The organism is Amycolatopsis sp. CB00013 (genome assembly GCF_001905755.1).
Lineage (GTDB): Bacteria > Actinomycetota > Actinomycetes > Mycobacteriales > Pseudonocardiaceae > Amycolatopsis > Amycolatopsis japonica.
Genome location: NZ_LIWC01000001.1, coordinates 22,717 through 39,713 on the forward strand (window position 1 = coordinate 22,717; position 16,997 = coordinate 39,713).

16 protein-coding genes are annotated in these 16,997 nt (G+C 69.6%); 10 read left to right on the top strand and 6 right to left on the bottom strand.

Annotated elements, in window-relative coordinates; genetic code table 11:
- The first annotated feature begins 9 nt into the window (after positions 1–9).
- The 4 genes from ddaH to AMK34_RS00130 all read left to right on the top strand — a co-directional run bounded on the left by ddaH (position 10) and on the right by AMK34_RS00130 (position 4,396).
- Complete coding sequence (gene ddaH, locus AMK34_RS00115) at positions 10–831, top strand: dimethylargininase (RefSeq protein WP_073842214.1); 822 nt, start codon at positions 10–12, stop codon at positions 829–831.
- Positions 832–2,241 carry a cation:proton antiporter domain-containing protein gene (locus AMK34_RS00120; protein WP_073842215.1) on the top strand — a complete coding sequence of 470 codons (1,410 nt, stop codon included), beginning with the start codon at positions 832–834 and terminating at the stop codon, positions 2,239–2,241.
- Positions 2,238–3,248, top strand: coding sequence for a TauD/TfdA family dioxygenase (locus AMK34_RS00125; protein WP_073842216.1), 1,011 nt, complete (start codon positions 2,238–2,240; stop codon positions 3,246–3,248). The genes AMK34_RS00120 and AMK34_RS00125 overlap by 4 nt, the downstream gene beginning before the upstream one ends.
- Before the next feature lie 293 nt (positions 3,249–3,541).
- Positions 3,542–4,396 (top strand): SDR family oxidoreductase, encoded by an 855-nt coding sequence (locus AMK34_RS00130; protein WP_073842217.1) that lies wholly within the window; start codon positions 3,542–3,544, stop codon positions 4,394–4,396.
- Here AMK34_RS00130 and AMK34_RS00135 read toward each other — a convergent pair.
- Genes AMK34_RS00135 through AMK34_RS00145 form a run of 3 tightly spaced genes read right to left on the bottom strand, consistent with a single transcriptional unit; the run spans position 4,359 to position 9,008 of the window.
- Positions 4,359–5,384: a glycosyltransferase family 9 protein gene (locus AMK34_RS00135; protein ID WP_073842218.1), complete on the bottom strand. Its 1,026-nt coding sequence runs from the start codon at positions 5,382–5,384 to the stop codon at positions 4,359–4,361. The genes AMK34_RS00130 and AMK34_RS00135 overlap by 38 nt on opposite strands.
- Positions 5,381–6,868, bottom strand: coding sequence for an HAD-IIIA family hydrolase (locus AMK34_RS00140; protein ID WP_073842219.1), 1,488 nt, complete (start codon positions 6,866–6,868; stop codon positions 5,381–5,383). Before AMK34_RS00140 ends, AMK34_RS00135 begins: the two co-directional genes overlap by 4 nt.
- A gap of 34 nt (positions 6,869–6,902) precedes the next feature.
- On the bottom strand, positions 6,903–9,008 hold the full coding sequence (locus AMK34_RS00145; protein WP_073842220.1) for a catalase: 2,106 nt from the start codon (positions 9,006–9,008) through the stop codon (positions 6,903–6,905).
- Between the two features lie 106 nt (positions 9,009–9,114).
- On the opposite strand from AMK34_RS00145, the gene AMK34_RS00150 reads away from it, so the two are divergent.
- Genes AMK34_RS00150 through AMK34_RS00175 form a run of 6 tightly spaced genes read left to right on the top strand, consistent with a single transcriptional unit; the run spans position 9,115 to position 14,799 of the window.
- Positions 9,115–10,479 carry an aldehyde dehydrogenase family protein gene (locus AMK34_RS00150; protein WP_073842221.1) on the top strand — a complete coding sequence of 455 codons (1,365 nt, stop codon included), beginning with the start codon at positions 9,115–9,117 and terminating at the stop codon, positions 10,477–10,479.
- Complete coding sequence (locus AMK34_RS00155; RefSeq protein ID WP_073842222.1) at positions 10,479–11,513, top strand: FUSC family protein; 1,035 nt, start codon at positions 10,479–10,481, stop codon at positions 11,511–11,513. Before AMK34_RS00150 ends, AMK34_RS00155 begins: the two co-directional genes overlap by 1 nt.
- A gap of 28 nt (positions 11,514–11,541) precedes the next feature.
- A complete protein-coding gene (locus AMK34_RS00160) occupies positions 11,542–12,591 on the top strand; it encodes an NAD-dependent epimerase/dehydratase family protein (protein WP_073842223.1) in 1,050 nt (349 codons plus the stop codon).
- Positions 12,588–13,397 (top strand): nucleotidyltransferase, encoded by an 810-nt coding sequence (locus tag AMK34_RS00165; protein ID WP_038515196.1) that lies wholly within the window; start codon positions 12,588–12,590, stop codon positions 13,395–13,397. The genes AMK34_RS00160 and AMK34_RS00165 overlap by 4 nt, the downstream gene beginning before the upstream one ends.
- Positions 13,394–14,131 (top strand): metallophosphoesterase family protein, encoded by a 738-nt coding sequence (locus AMK34_RS00170; RefSeq protein WP_198941609.1) that lies wholly within the window; start codon positions 13,394–13,396, stop codon positions 14,129–14,131. Before AMK34_RS00165 ends, AMK34_RS00170 begins: the two co-directional genes overlap by 4 nt.
- Complete coding sequence (locus tag AMK34_RS00175) at positions 14,128–14,799, top strand: phosphate signaling complex PhoU family protein (protein WP_073842224.1); 672 nt, start codon at positions 14,128–14,130, stop codon at positions 14,797–14,799. Before AMK34_RS00170 ends, AMK34_RS00175 begins: the two co-directional genes overlap by 4 nt.
- Before the next feature lie 408 nt (positions 14,800–15,207).
- On the opposite strand, the gene AMK34_RS00180 is transcribed toward AMK34_RS00175, so the two are convergent.
- The 3 genes from AMK34_RS00180 to AMK34_RS00190 form a co-directional block, all read right to left on the bottom strand.
- Positions 15,208–15,771: a hemerythrin domain-containing protein gene (locus tag AMK34_RS00180; protein ID WP_073842225.1), complete on the bottom strand. Its 564-nt coding sequence runs from the start codon at positions 15,769–15,771 to the stop codon at positions 15,208–15,210.
- Between the two features lie 62 nt (positions 15,772–15,833).
- Entirely contained in the window at positions 15,834–16,508 is a 675-nt protein-coding gene (locus AMK34_RS00185; RefSeq protein ID WP_073844448.1) for a DUF6766 family protein, read from the bottom strand.
- Between the two features lie 98 nt (positions 16,509–16,606).
- Positions 16,607–16,987 (bottom strand): hypothetical protein, encoded by a 381-nt coding sequence (locus AMK34_RS00190; protein WP_051972569.1) that lies wholly within the window; start codon positions 16,985–16,987, stop codon positions 16,607–16,609.
- Between the last annotated feature and the right edge of the window lie 10 nt (positions 16,988–16,997).

The following is a 16,997-nucleotide window of genomic DNA, read 5'->3' on the forward strand; positions in this document are numbered from 1 at the left end:
GGAGGAAGCGTGTCACGGACTGCCACCCAACGGCACTACCTGATGGTCAGACCGACGTATTTCGACGTCGAGTACTCGATCAATCCCTGGATGGACCCGAAGAAGCCGACGGACACCGAGCTGGCCATCGCGCAGTGGGAGTGGCTGCGTGATCTTTACGCCGATCTGGGGCATCGGGTCGAGCTGCTGGATCCTCTGCCCGGTCTGCCCGACATGGTGTTCGCGGCCAACGGTGCCACGGTGGTCGACGGGCAGGTGCTCGTCGCGCGGTTCCACCACGTGCAGCGGGCAGGGGAGTCCGACGCGTATCTCAAGTGGTTCCGCGACAACGGATACCGCTACGTGCGGCAGGCGCAGTGGGTCAACGAGGGGGAGGGCGACTACCTCGTCGCCGGGAAGGCCATCCTCGCGGGGACCGGGTTCCGGACGAATCCGGAGGCGCACAACGAATCCCGTGAGTTCTTCGGCCGCCCGGTGACCAAGCTGACGCTGATCGACCCGCGCTACTACCACCTCGACACCGCGCTCGCCGTCCTCGACGACGACACGGTCATGTACTACCCAGGGGCGTTCTCCGAAGAAAGCCGTCTGCTGCTGAAAGAGCTGTACCCCGACGCGATCCTGGCTTCCGAAGCCGACGCGTCCGTGTTCGGCCTCAACGCGGTCTCCGACGGCAAGCACGTCGTGCTCCCGCAGGCGGCCACCGAGCTCACCGCGCAGCTGCGGGAGCACGGCTTCGAACCGATCGGCGCAGACCTGTCCGAATTGCTCAAGGCGGGCGGCAGCGTCAAATGCTGCACGCTGGAACTGCGCGCCGCTCAAGGAGAATAGATGGAATCGGCTGTACAGGAGCGGAGCGGGCGTACCGCGCTGCGCCGGATCCTCGTCGGGGCCGCGTTGATCGCGGTTCCGGCGGCGGTCGTCGTGGTGGTGCTCGGCCTGGGGTCGGCCTACGCGCCCGTCGCGAGCGCCGGGGCCAAGGCCGCGGGCGGCGGGCCCGACACCTACGCGCGCCTGCTGGTCGCGCTCCCGGTGATCCTGGGCGCCTGCCACCTGGCGGGTGTCCTGGCCCGGCGGCTCGGCCAGCCCGCGGTGATCGGCGAGATCGTCGCCGGCATCCTCCTGGGACCGTCGCTGTTCGGGATCGTCTGGCCCGCCGCGTTCGGCTGGCTGTTCCCCGGCGGGGTGGTCTCGGCGATCAACATCCTGTCGCAGCTGGGTTTGATCTTCTTCATGTACCTGGTCGGTTCCGAGATCGACCTCGACGCCGTGCGGCGGCGCGGGTTCACCGCGGTGACCGTCAGCCAGGTCAGCATCGCGCTGCCGATGGTCTGCGGCATCGTGCTCGCGCTCGGCATGTACCCGGCCTTCGGCGGTGACGTCGGCTTCCTCGCCTTCGGCCTGTTCATCGCGGTCTCCATGAGCGTGACGGCGTTCCCCGTGCTGGCGAGGATCCTGACCGACCGCGGCATCGCGAAGACGCCGCTGGGCGCGCTCGCGCTCACCTGCGCCGCCGTCGACGACGTCGCCGCCTGGTGTCTGCTGGCCGTGGTGGTCGCCGTCAGCCAGGGCGGGACGCCGTCGGAGGTCTTCCTGACCGTCGGGCTCACCCTGGCGTTCGTCCTGGCGATGGTCTACGTCGTCCGGCCGCTGCTGGCCAAGGTGCTCGCGCGCGTGCCGGAATCCGCGGTGCTCGCGATCCTGCTCGGCGGGATCATGCTGTCGGCGCTGGCCACCAACGAGATCGGCATCCACGCGATCTTCGGCGCCTTCCTGTTCGGGGTGATCGCGCCGAGGAAGGATCCGGTCGTCGCCCGCGCCGCCGGGAAGCTCGGCAGTGTGACCCTGACGTTGCTGCTGCCGCTCTTCTTCGCCTACACCGGGCTGCACACCGAGTTCAGCCTGCTCGGCTCCGGCTCGCTGTGGCTCTGGACCGTGCTGATCACGGCGGTGGCGGTGTTCGGCAAGTGGGCGGGCAGCACGACGGCGGCGCGGCTGACCGGTGTCGGCTGGCGCGAATCACTTTCGCTCGGGGCGCTGATGAACTGCCGGGGGCTGACGGAACTGGTGGTGCTCAACGTCGGCCTCCAGCTGAAGGTGATCAGCCCGGCGGTGTTCGCGATGCTCGTGATCATGACGCTGGTGTCGACGATCGCGACCGCCCCCGCGCTCACCCTCATTTCCAGGTTCAAGACGAGACCGCCGGTCCAGCGGCGGCGGAAAGTGGATAGGACACCATGACCAGCAAGGAAACCCTAGTCAGCACTTTCGCCGAGGTCGTCCTCGACGACGAGGTCCGGAACACGATCGGGAGCGACCTGCGTTCCTTCCCGAACCCCGTCGACGACATCGACCGTTCGCTGGCGATGCTCCGTGTCACGTTCTCGAAGCTGCCGATCGACCAGCTGCAGACGATCCTGGACTTCGGCAGGCACGTCGACACCCCCGGCGTCGCGCTCGTGCGCAACCTGCCGGTGGACCCGGAACTGCCGGAGACACCGATCGACGGCGAACCCAGCAAGGACAAGAAGACGTTCGTCGCGGAGACCGTCCTTTTGGGACTGAGCCAGCTGCTCGGCGAGCCCGTCGGGTTCACCACCGAGAAGAGCGGGCGGCTCGTGCACGACGTCGTCCCGGTGTCGGCGGGTGCGCGGAGCCAGACGAACCAGAGCTCGCACGTGTTCCTCAACTTCCACAACGACATCGTGCACGACGAGGTCGGCCGCTACGATGTGTCCAATCCGGACTTCCTGGTGCTGAACTGCGTCCGCCAGGACGGCAACAAGGAAGCCGTCACCTACTACGCCGACGGCAGGGACATCTCGGCCGCGCTGGACCCGGAGGTGCTCGACGTCCTGCGCCGTCCGCTGTTCCGGCTCAACGCGCCCGGCAGCTACGTGCGTGACGTGGCCAAGGGTGCCGACGTGCTCTCCGACCTCGTGCCGGTGATCTCCGGGCCGGCGGAATCGCCCGAAGTGGCGGTGTCGGCCAACGGTGTGGTGGGGGAGACCGTCGAGGCCGAGCAGGCGCTGGAGGAGCTGCAGCGGGTTTGTCGTGAAGTCGCGCATCAGGTCAAGCTCGAGCCGGGGACGGCGCTGCTGATCAACAACCGGAAGGGGCTGCACGCGCGGTCGCAGTTCTTCGCGCGGCACAACGGGCGGGATCGGTGGCTGCAGCGTACTTACATCCGGCGGAGCTTGTGGACGATCCGGTACCGGGGGGTTGCGGGGGATCGGCGGGTGCACTGAGGCTTACGTCTTGCCTCGCAAGTCCGTGAAGGCCTCCTTGAGGGACCCAGAGTCCCTCAAGGAGGCCTTCACGGACAGCCCTGCCGTAGGTGGTTGCGAAAGCCACTTTCGCAACACCTGCGGACGAGGTCGGCCGGCGAACATGTCGCGAAAGCCACTTTCGGGACATCAGACGTCCCGAAAGTGGCTTTCGCGACACCCCACGCGGCGCCCGCGGGCGCTGCAAGGGCCATGTTCAGGCGCGCGGCCATCCGGGTAACCCTCCCCGAAAGCACCCGACGGGAGGGAACCCGATGGCAGAGAAACTCCGGCCGCCGCAGCAGCAGGAACCGCCGGGCGTGACGTCGAAGATGGACCCGCCGCCTCGTGACTCCATGGAGGACTACGTGGGCCGCGAGCTGCTGGCCGGCAAGCGTGCCTTGATCACCGGCGGCGATTCCGGGATCGGCCGCGCGGTCGCCATCGCCTTCGCGAAAGAAGGCGCCGACGTGGCGATCGCGTATCTCAACGAGCATGAGGACGCGAAGTACACAGAGGAACGCGTCCGCGCCGAGGGGCGCGAGTGCCTCCTCCTACCGGGTGATCTCGCCGAAGCGGTGCAGTGCCGCGAGATCGTCGACCGGACCGTGAAGGAGCTCGGCGGGCTGGACATCCTGGTCAACAACGTCGCCACGCAATGGCCGGTCGACTCCCCCGAGGAGCTCACCGACGAGCAGTGGACGCATACCTTCGACGTGAACATCCACAGCTTCTTCCGGGTGACGAACGCCGCCTTACCCCATCTGGCCGAGGGCTCGGTCATCATCAACACCGGCTCGGTGAACGGCCTGCGGGGCAACAAATCGCTGATCGACTATTCGGCGACCAAGGGCGCCGTGCACGCCTGGACATACGCGATGGCGCAGGCGCTGGCCGATCGCGGTGTGCGGATCAACTGTGTCGCGCCCGGTCCGGTGTGGACACCGCTGATCCCGTCGACGTTCCCGCCGGAGAAGGTGGAGAAGTTCGGCCTCCAGGTCCCGTTCGAGCGCGCCGCTCATCCGGACGACCTCGCGCCGTCATACGTCTTCCTGGCGTCCAACCGGCTTTCGTCGTACTACAGCGGTGAGGTCATCGCCGCGCTGGGCGGCGAGACCACGCCCGGCTGAGGCGCGCCACGGCGTCGGCGACGGCTTCGGGCGCGACGCGGTCCAGGCACGGGTGGCCGGGCACGGGGCAGGCCCGGGCCCGGCTGTCCCGGCACGCCGCGTGCTGGTCGCCGAGCACTTCGGACGGCACCCCGTACGGCGCCCAGCGCGACGACGGCACCACGGGGGCGAACAACGAGACCACCGGTGTGCCGACGGCGGCCGCGAGGTGGGCGGGGCCGGTGTTGGGCGCCACCACCACGTCGGCCGCGGCGAGCACGGACGCCAGTTCGGACAGGTCCGTACGGCCGCCGAGATCGACCGCGTCCCCGGAGACCTGCCTGGTCAGAGCGCTTTCCGACGGCGAGCCGGTCACGACGACACGGCGTCCGGCGGCCTGCAGCGCACGCACGATCGCGGCGGAGCGGTCGGCGGACGGTTGCCTCGCCGGGACCGACGCGGCCGGGTGGACGACCACGTAGTCCTCGTCGCCGACCAGCCTTTCCACCGGTGGCAGTGGCCCGCGGATCGCGAGCCCGCCGTCGTCGCCGGGCGGCAACGAGAAGCCCGCCGCTTCGGCCAGGGAAAGCATCCGCACCGGTTCCGGCGGATCACCGGGCACCCGGTGCCGCAGATCCAGCAGCGATCCGGGGTAGTCCTCGCTGATCGCGCCGATCCAGGGCACGCCCGCCATCCTCAGCAGCAGGGCCAGCGGGAGCGGCGACTGGTGGAACGACGTCAGCACGAGCGCCGCGTCGAAGGAGTATTCGCGCAGACGCCGGACCAGCGCTTCGGTGTCGTCCCGGCTGACCGGCGGCGGCTCGGGATCGATCCACGGCGCGCACCAGGTGACGACCTCGTCCACGCCGGGCAGCAGTTCGCCCGCCGCGCGGCCACGGGGGCCGGCCAGCAGGACCACCCGTTCGGCACCCGCCGCGACCGCGCGGACACACGGACCGGCCAGCAGGACGTCGCCGAGGTTGTCCATCCTCGCGACCAGGACGTTCATCGGGAACCCGCGACGGCCAGGTGGACGGCTTCGGCGAGGTCGCGCGCGACGGTAGCCCGGCGGCGGGCGCGATCGACCTCCTCCGGCCGGGTCCGCGTGGTCGGGATGAGGATTCCGCGCGCCCCGGCCGCGAGGGCGGCGTCGACGTCGGCTCCGGTGTCGCCGATGACCACGCAGCGCCGGACGTCCACGCCGAGTGCCTCCGCGGCCTGCCGCACCAGCCCGGGCGCGGGTTTCCGGCAGGCGCAGCCGTCGCCGTCGTCGTGCACGCAGACCTGCCAGGTGCCGAACGGGCCGAGCATCTCTTCGACGCGGGCGTTCACCGCGGCCAGCCGGTCCGGGGTGATCAGGCCTTTGGCCACCCCGGACTGATTGCTGACCACGCCGATCCTGATCCCCGCCGCGCGCACAGCGCGCAGGAGGTCTCCGGCGCCGGGAACGGGGCGGACACCGTCGGGGTCGTCGAGGTAGGGCACGTCGACGATGAGGGTGTCGTCGCGGTCGAACAGCAGAGCCTGCGGCCTCCGCGACAACCGATGCTTCAGCTCCCCGCGCAGCCGGTGATAGCAGGCCGCGGGCGGGATGAGCACGCTGGTCAGGAGCATGCGCCCGACCTCGCCGGGCGTGAGCGGCCCCGGGGCGATCCGGCGCGCGGCGAACTCGGCGGTCAGCCCCGCCCACAGTCCGGCCGCCGCGGCGGCGGCCTTGCGGCGTCCCAGCGCGAACAACGCCACTGCGCCGGCCGCGCTTACGGTGGCCACCGCGTGCCGATCGAGCCGTCCGTGCCCGGCGCCGGTCTGCTGGCGCCAGAGGACACCGTGTTCATGCCGCATGAGCGCGTCGTCGGCGTTGCCCCGCTGGGCGCGCAGGCTGGCCAGCGGACCCGATCGTTTGGGCGGATGGACGGTGACGCGTTCGCCGCGCGCGATGAGATGACCGGCCTTGGCGACCTTCAGGGCCAGATCCGAGTCTTCCCGGTAGGCGCGGGGAAAGCGTTCGTCGAAGCCGCCGACCTCGGCGAGCACGGACCGGCGGTAGGCCATGTCGGCGGTGATCCACCGGGCCGTCTCCAGCCCGGCCGTCCCGCGTTCGTCGTCGGTCGGGCGGCGATCCGGCGGCAGCGGTACGACGAGGCGGGCCTGCGACGCCGCCGTCTCCGGGCCGAGGGAGCGCAGGTCCTCGGCGAGTTTCCGTGGCCAGTCCGAGCCGACCAGCACGTCGTCGTCGAGGAAGGCGATCCACTCGGACTTCGCGTGCCGCCAGCCGGCGTTGCGGGCCGCCGCCGGACCGCGCCCGCCGGACCGGACGACTTCGACGTCCACGGTGGACGGGGGAAGCCGCAGGTCGTCGCCGCCGGGACGGTCGTCGGCGACGACGATCCGCGCCGGCCGTGGCTCTCCGGCGGCTTCGATCCCGGCGAGGAGCGTGCGGAGGTTCTCCCGGCCGGTCGTCGGGATCACGATCGTGTAGTCGAGGTCGGTCACCCTCTTCCGGTACCCGGGAGCCACGGCGGCAAACTCACGCGGGGATCGCGTCGGTCTTCCGCAGCCACGAGCGATGTTCGCCGAGTTGCGCGGTGAACGAGGCGAAGAAGCCGTCGGGGAGCGTCGCCTCGGCCGCCGTGGTGGTCACCACGCCTTGGTCGATCAGGGTTTCGGTGTCGTCGGCCAGTTTCGAGGTCACCCCGGCCCGGCGCAGCAGGTCCAGACCCGAGCCGAAGGCGGCCACCGGTTTGCCGTGTTTGTAGGCCTCGGCGACGAAATGCACCGCGTAGCCGTCGCGTTCGAGGACGTTGATCGCGCTCGGGCCGCACGGGACGACGACGGCGTCGTAAAGCACCGAAGCCATGGTGTTGAGCTGCCTGTCCGGCCGCAGCGGATCCCCTTCACCACCCGGACGGAGTTCGGCCTCGGTCGGCGCGAGGACCTCGACGATCGCGCCCTCGGCGGTCAGCGCCTCGACCAGGCGGCCGACGCCGATCGTGTCGACGCCGTCGGCCGCGAGCACCGCGACCTTCCGGCTGGTCGGCGCCACGGAAGGCTGGTTCAGCTGGGAAAGCGCGGGGGACGTGCGGTCGTGGTGCGGCGTGGCGGGAGCGGCGGGCACGCTCACCCCGATCCCCTCGGCGACTTCGGCGGCCAGATCGTGGTCGACGTTGTTGAGCTCGGCGACAGTTCGCGCCCGGACCTCCCGGTCCTCGACCTTGCCGAGTTCGAACCGGAACGCCGCGACGATGTGCTCGCGTTCGATCGGCGACATGCTGTTCCAGAACAGCGTCGCCTGGCTGTAGAAGTCCTTGAAACTCTCGCTGCGGTCCCGGATCTTGTGGCCCGCGACGGCTTCGGTGTAGTGCCGGAAGACGCCGGAATCGGCGATCGCCGGGCAGCCGCCGCCACGCGAGTTCGGGAAGTAACTCGTCCGTCCCTTGTGGACGTTCTGCTGGCCGTACCCGTCACGCTGGTTGGTGTGCACCGGCGCGATCGGCCGGTTCACCGGGAGCTGCGAGAAGTTGGGGCCGCCGAGCCGGATCAGCTGAGTGTCGAGGTAGGAGAAGTTCCGGGCCTGCAGCAGCGGATCGTTCGTGAAGTCGATACCCGGGACGATGTTCGCGGTGTGGAAGGCGATCTGCTCGGTCTCGGCGAAGAAGTCGTCGGGGTTGCGGTCCAGGACCATCCGCCCGACCGGGCGCACGGGCACCTGCTCCTCGGGGATGATCTTCGTGGCGTCCAGCAGATCGAAGTCGAAGTCGTGCTCGGAGTCCTCGTCCACCAGCTGCACGCCCAGTTCCCATTCCGGGTACTGGCCGGACTCGATGGCGTCCCACAGGTCGCGCCGGTTGAAGTCGGGATCCTTGCCCGCGATCTTCTGGCATTCGTCCCACACCAGGGAATGCGTGCCGAGGACGGGCTTCCAGTGGAACTTCACGAAAGTGCCCTTGCCCTCGGCGTTGACGAGCCGGAACGTATGCACGCCGAACCCCTGCATCATCCGGTAGCTGCGCGGCAGGGCGCGATCGGACATCAGCCAGAGCACCATGTGCAGGCTCTCCGGCTGGAGCGAGACGAAGTCCCAGAAGGTGTCGTGCGCCGACTGGGCCTGCGGGATCTCGTTGTGCGGTTCGGGTTTCACCGCGTGCACGAAATCGGGGAACTTGATGCCGTCCTGGATGAAGAACACCGGCATGTTGTTGCCCACGAGATCGTAGTTGCCTTGGCGGGTGTAGAACTTCGTCGCGAAGCCGCGGACGTCGCGCACGGTGTCGGCCGAGCCTCGGGAACCGGCGACGGTGGAGAACCGCACGAACACGGGGATCTTCTCGCCGCTGGTGAGGAATTCAGCGACCGTGTAGTCGGCCAGCGCGTCGTCATAGGCTTCGAAGAAGCCGTAAGCGCCCGCGCCACGCGCGTGCACTACCCGTTCGGGGATGCGCTCGTGGTCGAAATGGGTGATCTTCTCGCGGGCGTGGAAGTCTTCGAGCAGTGTCGGCCCCCGGCTGCCCGCGGTCAATGAGTCGTCGGTGTGGTCGACCCGGACTCCCTGCTGTGTCGTCAGCACGGACTTCTCCGGATCCACCCGGCTTCCGTCCAGCTGCTCGTTCTTCGCGTCCTCTCGATGCTGTGCCACAGGTCTCGCCCCTTCGCGGTGGTGGGTTCCCTCGCGGCTACCCCGGCACCGTTTCGGCAAAACGACAGCGGGTAACCGGCGCGCAGAAAACATCGAGGAGGTGCGAATGACGACGGTGGAACGGCCTGCCGTGCTGGAGATCCGCGATCCCGCCGACGACAGTCTCGTCGGCAGCGTCAAAGCGGCGACGACCGAAGGCGTTCAGACGGCGCTCGCCGCGGCGAAGCGACGGGCCCCGGGCTGGGCCGCCACACCGGCGGCCGAACGCGGGATCGCGCTGAAGGACGCGGCGAGGTCGCTCCGGGCGCGAGCGGGCGAACTCGCCGTCCTCATCGAGAGCGAGACGGGCAAACCCCGCGAGGAGGCCGAAGAGGGTGTCCTGGCCGGAGCCGGGACCTTGGAGCAGTACGCCGAACTGGGACCGGTGCACCGCGGCCGGTCCCTCCTGGGTGATCCGTCGGCCACCGACCTGATGGTGCCCGAACCCCGGGGCGTGGTCGTCGCGCTGACACCGTGGAACGACCCCGTCGCGGTGGCCTGCGGGCTGCTGGGCGCGGCCCTGGTCACGGGGAACACGGTGGTGCACAAGCCGAGCGAACGCTGCCCGCACACCGGCGCCTGGCTGGGGAACGTGCTGGCGCAGGCACTTCCCGGCGACGTGCTCCAGACCGTGCAGGGCGACGGAAGCGTCGGCGCCGAACTCGCCGCCCACCCGGACGTCGACGTCGTCGCCCATGTCGGCGGCACGGCCGCGGGCCGCTCGATCGCGGTCAGCACGGCGCGGACCGGCGCGAAGGCCTTGCTGGAGAACGGCGGGAACGATCCGCTCGTCGTCGACGCCGGCGTGGACCCGGTCTGGGCGGCCGAGCAGGCGGCGATCGGGGCCTTCGCCAACTCCGGGCAGATCTGCGTCTCGGTCGAACGGATCCATGTGCACCAGGACGTCGCGGACGCCTTCCTCACCGCGCTGGTCGCCGAGGCGGGCCACCGGAAAGTGGCCCCGCTCGTCGACCGGCGCCACCGTGACGGGGTGCATGCCCAGGTCGCGGAAGCGATCGCGCAGGGCGCCGACCCGCTCACCGGCGGGTTCGTCCCCGACGGCCCCGGTGCCCACTACCCGGCGACCGTCCTCGCCGGATGCACCCCGGGGATGCGGGTCCTGACCGAAGAGACGTTCGGCCCGGTCGCGCCGGTGACCGTGGCGGCCGACTTCGATCAGGCACTCGAACAGGCGGCCGCGGGCGAGTACGGCCTCGCGGCCACCGTGCTCACCTCCTCGATGGCCCACGCGCAGCGCGCCTGGCGCGAACTCCCCGCCGGGACCGTGAAGATCAACAACGTCTTCGGTGGCGCGCCCGGCGGGGCCGCACATCCGCGGGGCGCCAGCGGCAGCGGCTACGGTTACGGGCCGGAGCTGCTCGACGAAATGACGCAGACCAAGGTCGTCCACCTGGGTCCGCCGGGTCCGTGATGGGTGGGAAGACGCCGTTCGCCTGGGTCGCCCGGGCGTTCCGGGTGCCGGGGGAAGAACGCCGGAGCCTCGTCCAGACCGCGAAGGCCACGGCCGCGGCGGTGATCGCGTGGATCGTCGCGACGGCGGTCCTGCGGCTGCCTCAGCCCTTCCTGGCGCCGTACGCGGCGGTGTTCCTGGTGCAGGCCACCGTCTACCGGTCGCTGCGTGGCTGGGCACAGCAGGTCGGCGCCGTCAGCGTGGGGGTGCTGCTCGCCGCGGGCGCCGGTCAGGTCATTCCTTCGGTGACGGTGGCGCTCGGGCTGGTCATCTTCGTCGGCCTCCTGATCGGCTCGTGGCGGGGCTTCGGCGATTCGGGGGTATGGGTCGGGATCACCGGCATGCTGCTGATCTCCTACGGCAACGCGACCGAACCCGTCCTGCTCGCCGACCGGTTGCTGGAAACCGCGCTGGGGGCGGGGATCGGCGCCGTGCTCAACGCGGTGATCCTGCCGCCGCTGCACGGCGAACGCCTGCGGGCGGCGACCTCCCGGCTGGCATCGGCGATCGCCGACGTCCTCGACAGGACCGCGGACCTGGTTCGCGGCGGTGAGGCGGCCGACGGCCTGGACGACCGGATGGAGGACGTCCGCAGCCTGGTCGCGGAGGCGGAGGACGCGATCGGCTGGACCAGGGAGGGCCGGTACCTGAACCTCCGTGGACGGCGTGAGACCCGCGAGGAACCGTTGGCGAACCTCGTCTCCCTGTGGCATCCGCTCGCCCAGCTGATCGACGCCGTGAGCGAAGCCGCCCGCAGCGAGCAGCCGTTCCGGCATCCCGGCGAACACGCGCGCGGGGTGGTCGGCGACCTGCTCGAAGCCCTCGCCGAAGTGGCCCGGTCGGGTGATCCGGCCGAACTCGATCGATGTCGCGACCTGCTCGGCGAGATCGACCACCTGCTCGTGACGCCCACGGACGAGGTCACCACCTCGATCGGGCTGGGGGCGATGGCGCTGCCCGCCCGGCGTCTCGTCCAGCGGCTCCACGCCGATTAAGGCGAGGCGACGGTGGGTAACCGTACCCATGAGCGGTAAGCGGATCGTCGTGACCGGCGCCACCGGCAATGTCGGGACGGCGGTGGTCCGCGCGCTGGGCGCGGACCCCGAGGTCGGCTCGATCGTCGGCGTGGCGAGGCGCCCGAGCCGATGGGAGAGCCCGAAGACCGAGTTCGTCACCGCGGACGTCGCCCGCGACGACCTCCGTGCCGTGTTCGACGGCGCCGACGTGGTGATCCACCTGGCCTGGCTCTTCCAGCCCACCCACCGGCCCGAGATCACCTGGCGCTCCAATGTGCTGGGTTCGATCCGGGTGTTCGAAACCGTGCAGGCCATGCGAGTGCCGTCGCTGGTGTACGCGTCGTCGATCGGGGCTTACTCGCCGAGGGACGACGACCATCCGGTGACCGAGGAATGGCCGACGCACGGGTCGCCGAAAGCGGCGTACACCCGTGAAAAGGCTTATGTGGAAAGGGTTCTCGAAGCGTTCGACCGGAGTCATCCGCGGCTGAGGGTGGTCCGGGTGCGGCCGGGGTTCCTCTTCCAGAAGTCCGCGGCGCCCGAGCAGCGACGGCTCTTCGGCGGCCCGTTCGTCCCGGGCAAGCTCGTGCGCCCGTCGCTGATCCCGGTGCTCCCCGACATCCCGCAACTACGGATCCAGACCGCGCACACCGAGGACGTGGCCGACGCCTATCGCCGCTGCGCGCTGCAGGATGTCAAGGGAGCCTTCAACATCGCCGCCGATCCGGTGCTGGACACCCGCGCGCTGGCGCGGATCTTCGGCGCCAAACCGGTGAAGGTCCCGGCACCGTTCGTCCGTCGAGCGCTGGCCGCGGCCTGGTCTTTGCACCTGATCCCGGCGACGCCGGGGCTTTTCGACGCCGTCCTGCATCTGCCGGTGATGGACTGCACGCGCGCCAGGGGAGAGCTGGGCTGGACGCCGCGATACTCGTCGGAGGACGCCATCGAAGCCTTCCTCAAAGGACTGCGGGAAGGCGAGGGATTCCCGACCGAACCGTTGAAACCGGACGTCGGCAGGGCACACGAACTGGCCACCGGGGTGGGGGAGCGACCGTGAACGAGAAGGAACTGCTGCACACGCTGACCAGGGTGGTGTCCACTTTGGACCAGACCGCTGTGCGGTTCGCCGTCGCGGGCGGCCTCGCCGTCTACGCGCGGGGCGGGCCGCCGTCCGATCACGACGTCGACCTCTTCCTCAAGGAGGAGGACATCGAGGTGGCGGCGGAGGCACTGGAAGCGGCGGGGCTGAGACGGGAGCACCCGCCGGAGGACTGGCTCACCAAGGTCTACGACGGCGACTGCCTCGTCGACCTGATCTTCCGGCCCAACCATCGGCCGGTCACCGACGAGATGCTCGATCGCGCCTCGCTGATGCGGGTCGGGGCGACCGCCGCCCCCGTGCTCAACGGGACCGACCTGCTCGTCGACAAGATCCTCGTGCTCAGCCCGCACCGGTGCGATTTCGCGCCGCTGCTGCGGATCGCGCGCGACCTCCGCGAGCAGGTCGACTGGCACCGGGTGGCCGAAGAGACCGCCGAATCGCCGTACGCGTGGGCGTTCCTGACCCTGCTCGCGGCCCTGTCCATCATCGACGGAAAGGAGCTTCCGATGCCCGAGGAAGCGCCCCAGTACCTGGTCGCCAGGCTGACCAAGGCGCTGGCGGAAGACCCGAGGACCGCCGAACTCGGCGTGCACGTCACCGTGCGCGGCGACCAGGTCCGGCTCAGCGGCGAGGTCCCGTGCGCCAACCGCAAGACCGACATCGAGGCGGTCGTCTGCGAACACATCGCGGCCGAGCTGGTGCACAACGACGTCCGGCTGGCAGACGTCCGGGAGCCGTCGCACGCCGAGGAGATCCGGTGATCCGGGTCGCCGCGGTCGGGGACGTCCACCTCGGGGAGGACAACCGAGGCCTGCTGCGGCCGGCACTGGACAACATCGCCGAACACGCCGACGTGCTGCTGCTCGCGGGCGACCTCACCCGGCACGGCAGCGTCGACGAGGCCAGGGTGGTGGCCGACGAGTTCGCCGGGCTCGCCGTCCCGGTGATAGCGGTGCTGGGCAACCACGACTATCACTCGGACGAGGCAGAGGCGGTCAGCGGGCTGCTGGAGGAAAGCGGGATGACCGTCCTCGAGGGTTCGGCGACCACAGTGGACCTTGAGGGCGGGAAGCTCGGCGTCGCCGGGGTCAAGGGCTTCGGCGGCGGGTTCGCGGGCAAATGCGCGAGCCGGTTCGGCGAACGCGAGATGAAGGATTTCGTCGAGCACACCATGGCGGCGGCCAAACGGTTGCGCACCGCGCTGGAAGGCCTCGAACACGAGCAACCCGACGTGACCGTCGCGCTGACCCACTACTCGCCGATTCCCGGCACCCTGCACGGCGAACCGCCGGAGATCCACCCGTTTTTGGGGTCGTACCTGCTGTGCGAGCCGATCGACGACGCCCAGGTGGCCCTCGCCGTGCACGGGCACGCGCACTACGGCAGCGAACAAGGCGTCAGCCCCGGCGGGGTCCCGGTCCGCAACGTCGCCCAACCGGTGATCCGCGCGGCGTACGCGACGTATGTCCTCGAACCTGCGAAAGTGCTCACATGAGGGAACGATTCCACGGTCAGCTGAGCGTTCTCGGCGAGCTCCTGTCGAGTATGTGCGGCATGGCCTGCGAAGAACTGCACCTGGCGAACCGGGTCTTTCTCGACCGGGACGTCGAAGCCGCCGCCGAACTGGCGACGGTCGAGGCGAGACTGAACGCGGCACGGACCCGATGCGAGGAGTCCGCGCAGAAGCTGCTCGCCCTGCAGGCGCCGGTGGCAGGCGACCTGCGGACCGTACTCGCGGCGGTGTACTGCGCCGACCGGCTGGAGCGGATGGGCGACCTCGCCCAGCACATCGCCGACCAGGCCCTGCGAGCGCCGGAGTTCGCTGTCCCTGACGCGCTCACCGGCCATTTCGGTGAGATGGCCGGACTCGTCGGCTCGATGGCGGAAGACCTCGGCGCCGCGATCGAAGGCTCGACGGCGGAGGTGTTCCACTCGCTGGCCCGGTCCGACGAGCGGGTCGACGCGCTGTACGAGGAGCTGATGACCCTGGTGACCGAGCCGGACTGGGCCGACGGCGTCGCGTCCGCGATCTCGGTGGCGCTGCTGGCGCGGTTCTACGAGCGGTTCGCGGACCAGGTGGTGTCGGTGGCGCGGCGGGTGGATTTCGCGCTCACCGGGGAATTGCCGGAGTCTTCCGTGCGGGATGCGCCTGCTGAACTTTGAGGTCTCGCCGCCAGCGTCCGTGTCGCGAAAGCCACTTTCGGGACATCTAACGTCGCGAAAGTGGCTTTCGCGACATGCGTTTGGTGACGGAGCCGAGTTCGATGCCCAACCCCACCAGCGCGGTCCGCGTGAAGGCCTCTTCCCTCGGCTCACCCGAGGGAAGAGGCCTTCACGCGTTGGGCCTCGTGGCTGGAGCAGCGATGCCCCTCGCCAAGGTTGCGAAAGCCACTTTCGCAACCTTCAGCGTTGCGAAAGTGGCTTTCGCAACCTCTTGGCGAGCGGCCCCGACGCATTCACCAGGCTCGAAGTCCGTGAAGGCCTCCTTGAGGGACCCAGAGTCCCTCAAGGAGGCCCTTCACGGACTTGACCGACGCGTGAGTGACCAACGCGTGAGCGCCCGGCGAAGGGTCAGGTCGAGCGGTCCGTCAGCGCGTCCCGGATCTTGTCGATGAACGCCGTCCCCGGCGCCAGGATCCGGTTCGCCGGCGGCCGGTCCGGAGCGGCGGGGTGCGGCCTGGTCGGCGCGATCTCCTTGGCCCGCAACACCTTCTCGCCCAGCTCCCGCAGATCTTCCGGCGAACAGGCGGCCTGGAGCTTGGGCAGCAGGTCGCCTTCCTCTTCTTCGATGTGGTGCCGGACGTCCTCGATCAGCTTGCCGGCCAGTTCGTCGAACCGTTTGTCCGTCGGTTCCAGGCCGATGAGGTCGTTCATCACCCGTTCGGCTTCGGCGTGCTCCTCGATCTCGTGGTCGGCGACCTCATCGCCGTCGGGGAGGTGCTTCCGCGCGGCGGGGTACATGTGCTGTTCTTCGGCGATCGAATGCCGCACGAGTTCGGCGATCAGGTGGTCCGCGAGGTCCTTGCGATGCCGATCGCCGCCCTTGCCGGACTCCAGTTCCTTGAAGATCCGTTCGAAGGCACGGTGATCTTCCGTGATCACCGTGACGAGGTCGTGTTCCGTGGTGGTGGTCATGGACACTCCTGTCCGTGGTCGTCAGTCCGACGCCGGGCGGATACCCGTTTCCCGCGGTTCAATCACCCGGATTCGTCGGTGGCCCGGTGCGGCGCGCCGACGGGTTTGGATTCCGGGGAGCCGCGCTGGCGCAGGTACACGCTGAACACCGCCATCGAGCCGATGGCGAGGAATTCCGACTGCCAGTTCTGCAGTGTGCGATTCCAGAAATCCGAGGACGCCAGATAGCCGAACCACGACACCGGATCACCGAATTCGGTGAGCTGTTCGGCGTTGTAGGCGCTCATCCCGGCCACGGACTGGGCGAGCCAGGACAGCAGGAACAGCCCTAGCATCACCAGTCCGAGTGACATCGAGAAGATTCCCGTGCGCCAGCCGCCCGCCCTCACCCATTTCGGTGAATCGGCCGTCGCGTGGCGTCCGACCTGCTGTTCCTCGTCCGTTTCCAGCCCTTCCCGGCCGGCCGGTTTCGATTCGGGGGAGCCTCGTTGCAGCAGCCACACGGTCGCGAAGACGTAAAGGAAGAACTGCAGGTATTCCGATTGCCAGTTTTCGGCGACGTCGACGGCGAAGTCCGCGGACGCCAGGTAGTCGAGCAGGCCGACCGGCTCGGCGGCGTGGCTGAGCCGCCCGTCGTTGTAGTCCGCGAGCCCGGAGAACGCCTGTCCCGCGAGACTCAGCAGGAACAGCAGCCCGAAGCCCAGCGAAAGGGCGTTGTCACGAAGAAAGCGCCGCATCATCCGCCCCCTTCACCGGTGCAGCAGGCCCAGCAGGACGCAATAGCCGAGGACGGCCACGACGAAGACGAGGTAAACGGTGAACACCGGACGCGCTTTCATGGGCCACCCACGGCGCAGTCGTAGACCTGTTCGTTGCGGTGGCGGCAGCCCGCTCCCGTGATCACCCATCCGGTGGACGACTCGTGCAGGAAGAGCGTGTCGCGGGCGGTCTTCACCTGGGCTTCTTCGCTCCAGATCGAGACCGTCTCCGGTGTGCCGTCCGGGACGTTCGCACCGGACAGGCCGCGCTCGCAGCTTTCCGGTGCCCAGGATTCCCTCGCCCGGGGCGCGAGCAGCGCGCACGCCGAGCGGTGGTCACCCGACGCGAGCGCGCCGAGGAACCGCCCGGCTGCCTCTCGCGCCGGCTCTTGCCCGCTCGCTCCCGCGCAACCGGCGAGCAGCAGGCACGCGCCGAACGCCAGCGTTTTGACGATCACGGAAAACGGG

Bases quoted from the DNA above. Each gene is read 5' to 3' on its own strand.
- AMK34_RS00185 (WP_073844448.1), bottom strand. From the start codon at position 16,508: ATGCGGCGCTTTCTTCGTGACAACGCCCTTTCGCTGGGCTTCGGGCTG.
- AMK34_RS00150 (WP_073842221.1), top strand. From the start codon at position 9,115: ATGACGACGGTGGAACGGCCTGCCGTGCTGGAGATCCGCGATCCCGCC.
- AMK34_RS00155 (WP_073842222.1), top strand. From the start codon at position 10,479: ATGGGTGGGAAGACGCCGTTCGCCTGGGTCGCCCGGGCGTTCCGGGTG.
- AMK34_RS00135 (WP_073842218.1), bottom strand. From the start codon at position 5,384: ATGAACGTCCTGGTCGCGAGGATGGACAACCTCGGCGACGTCCTGCTG.
- AMK34_RS00160 (WP_073842223.1), top strand. From the start codon at position 11,542: ATGAGCGGTAAGCGGATCGTCGTGACCGGCGCCACCGGCAATGTCGGG.
- AMK34_RS00175 (WP_073842224.1), top strand. From the start codon at position 14,128: ATGAGGGAACGATTCCACGGTCAGCTGAGCGTTCTCGGCGAGCTCCTG.
- AMK34_RS00180 (WP_073842225.1), bottom strand. From the start codon at position 15,771: ATGACCACCACCACGGAACACGACCTCGTCACGGTGATCACGGAAGAT.
- AMK34_RS00130 (WP_073842217.1), top strand. From the start codon at position 3,542: ATGGCAGAGAAACTCCGGCCGCCGCAGCAGCAGGAACCGCCGGGCGTG.
- AMK34_RS00120 (WP_073842215.1), top strand. From the start codon at position 832: ATGGAATCGGCTGTACAGGAGCGGAGCGGGCGTACCGCGCTGCGCCGG.
- AMK34_RS00125 (WP_073842216.1), top strand. From the start codon at position 2,238: ATGACCAGCAAGGAAACCCTAGTCAGCACTTTCGCCGAGGTCGTCCTC.